The sequence below is a fragment of the Microtetraspora glauca genome, from assembly GCF_040656155.1.
GTDB classification, from domain to species: Bacteria; Actinomycetota; Actinomycetes; order Streptosporangiales; family Streptosporangiaceae; genus Microtetraspora; species Microtetraspora glauca.
Genome location: NZ_JBFALK010000029.1, coordinates 95,420 through 105,504, shown reverse-complemented (window position 1 = coordinate 105,504; position 10,085 = coordinate 95,420). Strand labels below are relative to the sequence as shown.

The following is a 10,085-nucleotide window of genomic DNA, read 5'->3' as shown; positions in this document are numbered from 1 at the left end:
TGGGCAATCACCGTGCTGGCCGGGAGAGGTGAGCCGGGCGATCGGACGGCATCGCCGATCGGCGACCAGGTGAATCTTGGTGGACAGTCCACCCCAGGATCGACCCAACGCCTCCCGGCCCGACGTCACTCGCTTGTGATCTTTTCCGGCCCCCTTGAAGGGATATCGACGGCCGGGGCGTGCCGCGCCCCGGCCGCGTGCTGGTGGGCACGCACCACCGTGGAGTCAGCGCTCACCGTCCAATCATCCCCCTCGGCCTCGTCACACCCCGCCCGCAGCTCATCCAGGATCCGTTCCCACGTCCCGTCCAATGACCAGCGGCGATGCCGGTTGTAGACCGTCTTCCAGTTCCCGTAACACGGCGGCAGATCCCGCCACACGGTTCCTGTCCGCGTCCGGTGGAAGATCCCGTTGAGCACAGTCCGGTGGTCGTTCCACCGCGCGCCCCAGCCCGTGCTCACTGGTAGCAACGGCCCCAGCCGCGCCCACTCCTCATCGGTCAGATCGTGACGTTTCAGGCGTTCCTCATCCACACTGATGATCTACACCAAACCGGCACCGAAGATCACGGGACACGCCCTAGAGCGGTGCGCTCGTTCGCTTCTCCGGGATCGCCCATTGCTCGGCTCATGGTGTGTCGTCGAGACCTGCAGCCATGAGCCCCACTGCCGCGACGACCACGACGATGCCGAACAACGCGCCGAAACCGAAGTGCGGCAGAGGATCGCCACGACGAATAGCTCGTTCGGCTCGGGCCCATCGGATCCAGGCCGCCAGCGCAGAGAGCATTCCCAGGGCCGCCAGGAGCATGGCGATCGCGTACTGGACGATGCTCGGGATCGAGAGCTCGACGACGTCGAGGGCGACCCCGGCTGCAAGCAGTGCGAGAGAGGTGCGGACCCAGGCGAGAAAGGTGCGCTCGTTGGCAAAGCTGAACCGGTAGTCGGGCTCCACGCCTTCGTCGTAGACCCAGCCCGGCCACCTGCCGTCCTTGCCTCTCGGCTGCGCAGTCTCGTCCGTCCGCGATTCTGCCGAGGTGCGGCCTGGTCGCTTCATGACCGGTTGAACACCGCCCTTTGCTTGGTGGCGAAGGCGGCCACGGCGGCGATATGGTCGGCCGTGATCCCGCACTCCTTGTGGCGGCGGATCTCGGCGGCCATGGAGTCCTCGAGTGTCTGGTCGGCGGCGTCGATCAGGTTCTGCTTGATCGCGGCGAGTGCTCCCCGCGGCCCGTCGGCGAGCTGCCTGGCGAGGGCAGTGGTGGTGGCCGAGAGGTCCTCCTCGGTGCAGAGCCGGTCGAGCAGGCCGAGGTCGGCTGCCGCCTGGGCGTCCACACGCGGGTTGAGGAACAGCAGCTCGCGCGCCTTCGCCGGGCCGACGAGTCGCTGCAACAGCCAGGCGACGCCGAAGTCGCCGGAGAGGCCGACCGACGCAAAGGCAGTGACCATGAGCGCGCGAGCGCTTCCGACGCGCAGGTCCGCGGCCAGCGCCAGGCCCAGGCCCGCGCCCGCGGCGGCGCCGGGGAGCGAGGCGACGACAGGGGTCCGGGCGCGGTAGAGCGCGCCCGCGGTGAGCTTCTGGTGCTCGAGCTGCTCCGCGGCGGCCGTCGGGTCGATCTCATCCGCCCCGCCGCCCTCGCCGCCACGGTCGTGGAAGTCGAGCACGTCACCGCCGGAGCAGAAGGCGCCACCGGAACCGGTGATCACGAGGCAGCCCACCTCGGGATCCTCGTCCAGCAGAGGGATCACCCGGCCCAGAGCCTCCAGCATCTCTTGGGACAGCGCGTTGCGGCGCTCGGGCCGGTTGAGCGTGAGGGTGCCTACGCCCCCCTCAACGCTGGCCAGGAGGTGGTCCGTGCCGGTCTCGATGGTCGTCATCGGGGTTCCCTTCTCGATCCGTCGCGGCAGCGGATCGAATCCGGATTCAACTTCATTTTGGAGTCCGATCGCAACCCGAAGGCCGGCAGTCGTGTCTAGGTCGACACCTCCTGCCGCAACGGCAAGCTGACGATGATCCTGGAGCGGGCCGCCGCCATCGATCCCAAGTTCCGGGAGGTACGACGACAGTGCTGCGGATGCTCGGCGTCGTAGCCCGAGGTCACGCCACGAGGACCACGCGCACTGCGCCGCAGGTTGGCGCGCGCGGAGTCGAGGGGGCGCGCAGGCATGGGGGGACTCCGGTGAAGTTGAGGGGTATGTGACGCTAGACGCACTTGAGTCCGGATTCAATACGAGTCTCTCGAATCCGAGACAACCGCGAGCAGCCCTTGACGTCCGTACTTGAATATGAGTTCATGTTTGAACCCGGTGACCCACGACACATGATGAGGGCTCGGCATCAGTCTTAGCTGCACCCCACAGGTGCCCCGGAAGGAACCCCATGTTGAGAAATCCCAAGCATCGCCTCGCGCCGCTCGTCGTCGCGGGTTCACTGGCACTCGCCGCATGCGGTGGAGGAGCCGACAGTGCCGACCGGACCCCGAGCGGGGAGGCGCAGCGGGGCGGCGCGCTGACGGTGGCCACCGAGATCGCCTGGACGACTGATCCGAACGATGCCACCACTCTCAGCAGTTGGACCGCGAGTCAGGCGATCTATGACAGGCTCGTGTACGCCCGCCCCGACGGCACTGTTGAGCCCGGGCTCGCGGAGTCCGTCGAGATGTCCGACGACGGCCGGCGCTATACGGTCAAGATGCGTCCTGGCACCACTTTCCACGACGGAACCCCTGTCGACGCGGAGGCTGTCAAGGTCAGTCTCGACCGTGTCCGGGATCCCAAGGCGCCCTCCACCAGCGCGGTCTACTTCGCATCTGTGGACACTGTCGAGGTGGTCGATGGCCGCACCGTCCAGATCAACATGAAGCGCCCGGACGTCGCCTTTCTCCGGCTCGGGCTCGGCGGCGTGGCGTCCGGGATCGTCTCGCCGACCGCTCTGAAGAAGTACGGCGACAAGATCGACCAGAATCCGGTGGGTGCTGGGCCCTTCAAGTTCGTGCGCGAGAACCCGGGCGACGAGCTGCAGCTGGAGCGGTTCGACGACTACTACGACCCCGCGCGGCCCTACCTCGACAAGGTGACCTTGAAGTTCATTCCTGACGCGCAGGCGCGGTACGCAAGCCTCACGTCGGGCGCCGTGGACGTCATCCACAACATCGACCCGAAGAGCATCAAGAGCGCCAAGGCCAACAATTCCGTCGTGATCAGCCATCCGTCGGGCTTCGGCAACAGCCTGATCTCGCTGAACAACACGCGCGCTCCGTTCGACGATGTCCGAGCACGTGAGGCGGTGTGTGCCGCCACTGACGCTGACGCGATCAATCAGGCCGTGTATCTCGGGGTCTACCGGACCGACGTCAGTTCGCCGTTCGGGCCGGAGCATCCCTTCGGCCCTGCGAAGACTCCCGAGGGGCATGTGTCCTACGACCTCGACCGCGCCAAGAAGCTGGTCGAGGAACTTGGAGGACTCGATGTCACGCTGACCGTCGCGTCCGTCTACAAGTCTCTCGGGGACGCCATCATGGCGCAGTGGCAAGCCGCCGGGATCCACGTCACGGGCGAGGCAGTTGAGTCGACGACGGCCATCGAGCGGGCGACGCGTCGGGAGTACGAGGCGATGCCGTATCGCTACCAGGGCGATGTCGAGCCAGATCGCAACGTCGCGAACTTCTTCGTTGAGGGCGCGTTCCTCAACACCACCGGCTATGCGGACCCGGAGGTCGGAAGGCTCGTCGCCGAGGGGCGTCAGGCGACGGACGAGTCTCGACGCAAGGAGATCTATACCCAGATCTCGGACAAGCTGGCGGAGGCGACCCCGATGTGCTGGCTCTTCTCCAACGACCTTCCCCAGGCGTGGCGCTCCTACGTCGGTGGCATCCCGGACGCCCCTGACGGCCGCACCGTGTTGCGCGATGCCTACGTGACCCAGTGACATCCCGAGCTGACCTGGAGGGCACATGGTGCGCTATCTCGTTCTGAGAGCTGGCCAGCTGATCATTGTGGTGTTCGGAGTCACGGTCGTCTCCTTCGTGGTCCTCCACCTCCTCCCCGGAGACGTCACGACGACGGTCCTCGGGGAGGGGGCCAGCCCCGAGGCCAAGGCGGCGTTGCGAGCCGAGCTCGGCCTGGATGCCCCGCTGCTTTCTCGGTATTGGGAGTGGCTCTCGAGCGCTGTGCGAGGCGATCTGGGGGATTCGCTCACGCTGGGCTACCCGGTGACCGAGTTGATCCGGCTCCGCCTGCCGGTCACGTTGGAGTTGGCTGTCGCGACCCTGTCGGCCGCGGTTCTGCTGGCCATCCCGACTGCGTTGGTGGCTGCTCGTTTCCGGAACCGGTGGCAGGACAAGGTCTTGAGCATGGGCGCCTACGCCGGCATCGCGGCGCCGCCGTTCTTGGCAGGAATCGTGCTCATCTACGTCTTCTCCGTGAAGCTGGGCTGGCTGCCGGCGACGGGATGGAACTCATGGTCGGAGGGGCTTGTGGCCCATGTGCAGACGCTGGTCATGCCGGTGGCGTCATTGCTGTTCGTCGAGGCAGCCGTCTTTATGCGAGTCCTCAGGTCGGACCTCGTGGCCCAGTTGAGTGACGAGGAGTACCCCCTCGTGGCTCGGGCCAAGGGGGCGCCCATGCGGTCGGTGATGATCAGGCACGTCCTGCGCAACTCGCTCCTGCCGTTCGTGACGATCGTCGGCCTCCAGTTCGGCGTGCTGCTCGGTGGCGCCGTGATCGTGGAGCACCTGTTCGCTCTGCCAGGACTGGGCGAGTTGCTGGTGACCTCGATCTACCAGCGAGACGCCACGACCGTTCAGGGAATCGTGATGTTCATTGCGGTCTCCTTCGTGCTGATCAATGCGCTGGTCGACCTCCTCTACCGATTCATCGACCCGCGAGTGAGGCAGCATGGGTGACACCACGATGGCGATGCCGGCACGATCCACCGGCGTCTTCGCGATGCTTGCCCAGAACCGTGCGATGCTCGTGCCGTCGGGAGCGCTGGTACTTCTTGTCCTTGCCGTCGTTCTCGGCCCCTTCTTGTTCGATCTCCCGGACCCTGAGCGCCAGACGCTCGCTGAAGCACGCCTCGCTCCGCTGAGCCCGGGTCACCTGCTGGGGACCGACGGTCTGGGGAGGGACGTCCTCTCCCGAGCGCTCGACGGCGGACGGGTCTCACTGCTCGTCGGGTTCTCCGCCGTTGCGATCGGGTTCATCGTCGGGGGCCTGCTCGGAGTGACTGCCGGCTTCCTCGGTGGGAAGGTGGACGCGGTCATCAGCAGGCTCACGGAGATCTTCTCGGCGTTCCCCTCGCTGATCCTGGCACTCGCGATCGCGACATTCCTCGGCCCGAGCGTGCGGAACATCGTGCTGGCGATCTGCTGTCACACCGTTCCCGCCTACGTTCGACTGGCTCGCGCCAACGCCATCAAGATCCGCAACAGTGACTTCGTCGTCGCTGCGTCCTTGGCGGGAGCCAACGTGCGTTACACGCTCAGGCGACACATCGTTCCTCTGGTGCTCCAGTCCCTGTTGGCCTACGGCCTCCTGGCGACAGGCACCGCGATCGTCATCGAGTCGAGCCTGTCGTTCCTGGGTCTGGGTGTGCGTCCTCCGCAGTCGACGTGGGGCAACATGCTCGCGGACGGTAAGACCGAGCTGGGGATGGCCTCCCACGTTGCTTTCGTGCCCGCGATCCTGTTGTTCCTGACCGTTCTCAACCTGAACCTCGTGGGAGAGGGACTGCGCACGCGCGCCGACCGGAAGGTGGGCGCCGCATGAGTGACGTGGTGGTCGCGATCGAGGACCTGCACGTGACCTTCTCGACTCCGCGGGGGGAGGTTCGGGCACTGCGTGGGGTGAGCCTCGAGGTGCGCGCCGGCCGGATGGTGTGCCTCATCGGAGAGTCCGGGTCGGGCAAGTCGGTCACTGGTCGCGCACTGATGGGGCTGCTCCCGGCTCATAGTGCGCGCATCGGTCCGGGATCGATGCGGTTGCACCAGGAGGAGCTTCTGGGCAAGTCCGAGTCGGCCATGCGGAGCATCAGGGGACGGAGGATCGCGATGATCTTCCAGGACCCGAGCAGAGCGCTCAATCCCACGAGACGCATCGGCGACCAGGTCGGTGAGGCCATCAAGATCCACTTTCCCGAGCGCCGTCCTTCAGCCGTGCGGTCCAAGGTGCTGGAACACCTGGACTCGGTCAAGCTGCCTGACGCGGCACGTGTCGCGAAGAAGTATCCGCACGAGCTCTCGGGAGGGATGCGTCAGCGGGTCGCGATCGCCATGGCCCTCTCCGCCGAGCCGGAGGTGCTTGTGGCGGATGAACCGACGACGGCGCTCGACGTGACGACCCAGGTCCAGATCCTCGATCTGCTCCGGAGCCTTCAGCGCTCCCGTGGCATGTCCGTGCTGCTCATCACCCACGACATGGGCGTCGCGGCCCACTACGCCGACGATGTCGCGGTCATGTACGCCGGACGGGTGGTGGAGCGAGCACCGGCAGCCGAGCTGTTCGCAGACGTCGAGATGCCGTACACGCAGGCCCTGCTGGAGTCCTTGCCGTCGGCACGCGCAGGCAGGGGGGCGTTGCAGACGATCCCTGGCGGTCCTCCGGACCTCGCGCTTGGTATCAGCGGATGTGCCTTCGCCCCACGGTGTCGATTCGTCACGAGTCAGTGCAAGCAGCAGCCAGCCACGCGCGAGGTTGCCGGGGGCCACGTCTTCGAGTGCTGGCACCCCGTCGGGAAGGAGTCGAGATGAGCGCCCGGGCGGGCCACCAGGAGCTTGGTGAGGTGGTCCTGCAGGTCAAGGACCTGCGACAGCTCTACGGCCGTGGGAAGCGAGCCTTCCACGCGGTGGACGGGGTCTCGTTCACAGTGTTCCGTGGGGAGACATTGGGGCTCGTGGGAGAGAGCGGGTGCGGCAAGTCAACGACTGCGCGTGCCGTCCTCGGTATCAGGCCTCCGACCGCAGGCAGCGTCGCGTTGAGCGGTGTGGAGCTCACCACCCTCCGCGGCCGTGCGCTGCGAGAAGCACGCTCGTCGATGCAGCTGGTCTTCCAGGACCCCTACAACTCTGTCAATCCTCGGTGGACTGTGCGGCAGGTGGTGGCCGAGCCGCTGCGTCTGGCCCGCTGGACCAGCTCCAAGGCCCGCACGCGGGTGGATGAGCTCTTGGACCTGGTCGGCCTCGACCCGGCACGGTTCGGCGACCGGTCGGCCCGGCAGCTCTCAGGGGGACAGGCTCAGCGCGTCGGGATCGCCCGGGCGCTCACCACGGACCCGGAGCTCCTCGTCTGTGACGAGGCGGTCTCTGCCCTCGATGTGTCGGTGCAGGCCCAGATCCTCAACCTGCTGGACCACCTGAAGCGGGAGCTCTCCCTCACCACGCTGTTCATCTCCCACGACCTCGGTGTCGTCCGTCACGTCAGTGACCGGGTGGCCGTGATGTACAAGGGACGGATCGTCGAGACGGGGGAGTCCGACCAGATCTTCCAGAACCCCCAGCACCACTACACCTCCCTCTTGTTGCACTCGGTCCTGGAGGTTGGTGTGGAGCCCGGCTCGGCGACTCGGCGCCCGATCGAAGTCCAGGCGTCCCAAGGCGACCCTGCTGCTGGGTGCCTGTTCGCGCCGCGTTGCCCGGGCGCGGGCGACATCTGCAGAACCACGGAGCCCGAGCTGACTCCGATTTCCCTCAGCCACGCCGCTGCTTGCCATTTTCCGACAGGCGTCGCCGGCCCGACGAGAAGGAGTACATCCCAGTGACCAAGTTCGACCGCACGGTTCTCCCCATTCCGGACGAGGTGCTGCAACAGCTCCCGGCTCGCTCTGGCGCCTTGAACCTCGAGTCGGTTGCGGCACCGGAGGGCGCTCCCAACGTGGTGATCGTGCTGATCGACGACATGGGTTTCGGTGCCACATCGGCATTCGGTGGACCTTCCCACTCACCGACTGCTGAGGAGCTGGCCGACTCAGGGCTCCGGTACACGCGATTCCACACCACGGCTCTCTGCAGTCCGACCCGTCAGGCTCTGATGACGGGTCGCAACCATCACGCCGTCAACATGGCCTCGATCACCAACCTCGCCACGCCGGTCCCTGGCTACACCTCAGTGCGACCGAGGAGTGCCGCGACCCTGGCCGAGGTCCTCCGCCTGAACGGCTACAACACCGGGGCGTTCGGCAAGATGCACCAAACACCGCCGTGGGAGATCAGCCCGGTCGGACCATTCGACCGCTGGCCCACCGGTGAGGGGTTCGAGCGGTTCTACGGAATCGTCGCGGGGGAGGCCAACCAATATGCCCCGCTGTTGTACGACGGCACCACGCCGGTCTCGCCGCCGAAGGACGCGAGCTACCACTTCAGTGAAGACATCGTGGACAAGTCGATCGAATGGGTCCAGACCCAGAAGGTGTTGGCGCCGCAGAAGCCGTTCTTCCTCTATCTCTCGTTCGGCGCGACACATGCTCCGCATCATGTGCCCCGCGAGTGGATCGAGAAGTACCGCGGTCGGTTCGACGAAGGGTGGGACGCCGAGCGCGAGCGCATCGTCGCGCGCCAGCGGGAGCTCGGAGTCATCCCGCCCGACTGTCCGCTGACCTCACGTCATGACGAGATCCCCGCATGGAAGGACCTGACGGACGACGAGCGGACGGTCGCGGCTCGGCTGATGGAGGCGTTCGCCGGTTTCGCCGAGCACACGGATGCACAGGTCGGGCGGCTGGTCCGGGCGGTGAAGGAGGTGGATGCCTTCGACAACACCTTGTTCATCTACATCATGGGCGACAACGGCGCGTCCGCCGAGGGCGGCATCCACGGCACCCTCAACGAGATCGCCAGCCTCAACGGGATCCACGACTCCCCCGACGCGATGCTCGACATGCTGGACGAGGTCGGAGGGCCACGCGCCTACAATCACTTCTCGGCCGGATGGGCGCACGCCACGAACACGCCGTACCAGTGGACCAAGCAGGTCGCCTCGCACTGGGGCGGCACCAGAGTCGGCACCATCGTCCACTGGCCCCGAGGCATCAAGGAGACAGGCGAGGTGCGCACACAGTGGCACCATGTCATCGACGTGATGCCTACCGTGCTGGAGGCGGCAGGGCTCCCGCTGCCCGAGAGCGTGAACGGCACGACTCAACAGCGGACCGACGGCGTCAGCATGCTCTACTCGTTCAACGACCCTCAGGCCGCGGAGCGGCACACCACGCAGTACTTCGAGATGTTCGGGAACCGTGGGATCTATCATGAGGGCTGGACCGCCTGCACCAAGCACGTGACCCCGTGGGATCACTCTAAGGCGATCCCCCTCGCCGAGGATCGGTGGGAGCTGTACAGCCCCGAGGACTGGAGCCAGGCACACGACCTCGCCGAGGAGATGCCGGAGAAGCTCGCGGAGCTGCAGGCGGTCTTCGAGCGAGAGGCGAAGGCCAACAATGTGCTCCCGCTGGACGACCGCCGGGTGGAGCGGTTCAACTCCGACATCGCGGGTCGCCCCGACCTGCTCAAGGGACGCACAGAGATGGTCCTGCGGCGGGGAATGCGTCGGCTGCACGAAGCGGCCGTGCCCAACGTCAAGAACAAGTCGCATGTCGTCCACGCCTCGATCACTGTCGGTGAGGACGGTGGAGAGGGCGCCATCCTCTCGCAAGGCGGGCGGTTCGGCGGATGGACGCTGTGGCTCAACGAGGGCATTCCGCAGTACTCGTACAACTGGTTCGCCCGCGAACGCTACGACGTGTGCGCCCAGGATCGGCTGGGGCCCGGTGTGCACGAGGTCCGCTACGAGTTCGAGTGCGACGACGCGCCTGGTTTCGGACGGGGGGGAACGGGCCGCCTCATCGTGGACGGCCACGAGGTCGCGAACGGCCGCATCGAGCGGACGGTGCCGTTCCACACCGGATCCAGCGGCAGCACAGACGTCGGTGGCGACCTCGAGGGTTCACCTGTGATCGATGACTACCGGGAGCCGGACGGCTCGTTCTCCGGGGAGATCCATTGGGTGCGGATCTCGATCAGCGGTGACGCCGCACCCACGCCTCCCGCGGTGAACGCGCAGATCGAGGCGGCGCTTCAGTGAGCGGGATCCGCA

The 10,085-nt window shown here is 66.5% G+C and carries 9 protein-coding genes; 6 read left to right on the top strand and 3 right to left on the bottom strand.

The window, feature by feature from the left end; genetic code table 11:
- Window positions 1–125 precede the first annotated feature (125 nt).
- The 3 genes from AB0I59_RS37760 to AB0I59_RS37750 form a co-directional block, all read right to left on the bottom strand.
- Entirely contained in the window at window positions 126–533 is a 408-nt protein-coding gene (locus AB0I59_RS37760; protein ID WP_061253738.1) for an IS5 family transposase, read from the bottom strand.
- Window positions 534–627: 94 nt separating this feature from the next.
- Entirely contained in the window at window positions 628–954 is a 327-nt protein-coding gene (locus tag AB0I59_RS37755) for a YidH family protein (protein WP_358140895.1), read from the bottom strand.
- Between the two features lie 98 nt (window positions 955–1,052).
- Window positions 1,053–1,877: an enoyl-CoA hydratase-related protein gene (locus tag AB0I59_RS37750; RefSeq protein ID WP_358140892.1), complete on the bottom strand. Its 825-nt coding sequence runs from the start codon at window positions 1,875–1,877 to the stop codon at window positions 1,053–1,055.
- Between the two features lie 502 nt (window positions 1,878–2,379).
- On the opposite strand from AB0I59_RS37750, the gene AB0I59_RS37745 reads away from it, so the two are divergent.
- The 6 genes from AB0I59_RS37745 to AB0I59_RS37720 are packed head-to-tail and all read left to right on the top strand — an operon-like array spanning window position 2,380 to window position 10,073.
- Window positions 2,380–3,927, top strand: a complete 1,548-nt coding sequence (locus AB0I59_RS37745) for an ABC transporter substrate-binding protein (RefSeq protein ID WP_358140889.1) — start codon at window positions 2,380–2,382, stop codon at window positions 3,925–3,927.
- A gap of 25 nt (window positions 3,928–3,952) precedes the next feature.
- On the top strand, window positions 3,953–4,903 hold the full coding sequence (locus AB0I59_RS37740; protein ID WP_061259932.1) for an ABC transporter permease: 951 nt from the start codon (window positions 3,953–3,955) through the stop codon (window positions 4,901–4,903).
- Window positions 4,896–5,768, top strand: a complete 873-nt coding sequence (locus AB0I59_RS37735; RefSeq protein WP_061259933.1) for an ABC transporter permease — start codon at window positions 4,896–4,898, stop codon at window positions 5,766–5,768. The genes AB0I59_RS37740 and AB0I59_RS37735 overlap by 8 nt, the downstream gene beginning before the upstream one ends.
- Window positions 5,765–6,748, top strand: a complete 984-nt coding sequence (locus AB0I59_RS37730; RefSeq protein WP_061259934.1) for an ABC transporter ATP-binding protein — start codon at window positions 5,765–5,767, stop codon at window positions 6,746–6,748. Before AB0I59_RS37735 ends, AB0I59_RS37730 begins: the two co-directional genes overlap by 4 nt.
- A complete protein-coding gene (locus AB0I59_RS37725; protein ID WP_061259935.1) occupies window positions 6,745–7,755 on the top strand; it encodes an ABC transporter ATP-binding protein in 1,011 nt (336 codons plus the stop codon). The genes AB0I59_RS37730 and AB0I59_RS37725 overlap by 4 nt, the downstream gene beginning before the upstream one ends.
- Window positions 7,752–10,073 carry an arylsulfatase gene (locus AB0I59_RS37720; protein WP_358140884.1) on the top strand — a complete coding sequence of 774 codons (2,322 nt, stop codon included), beginning with the start codon at window positions 7,752–7,754 and terminating at the stop codon, window positions 10,071–10,073. The genes AB0I59_RS37725 and AB0I59_RS37720 overlap by 4 nt, the downstream gene beginning before the upstream one ends.
- Window positions 10,074–10,085: the final 12 nt, after the last annotated feature.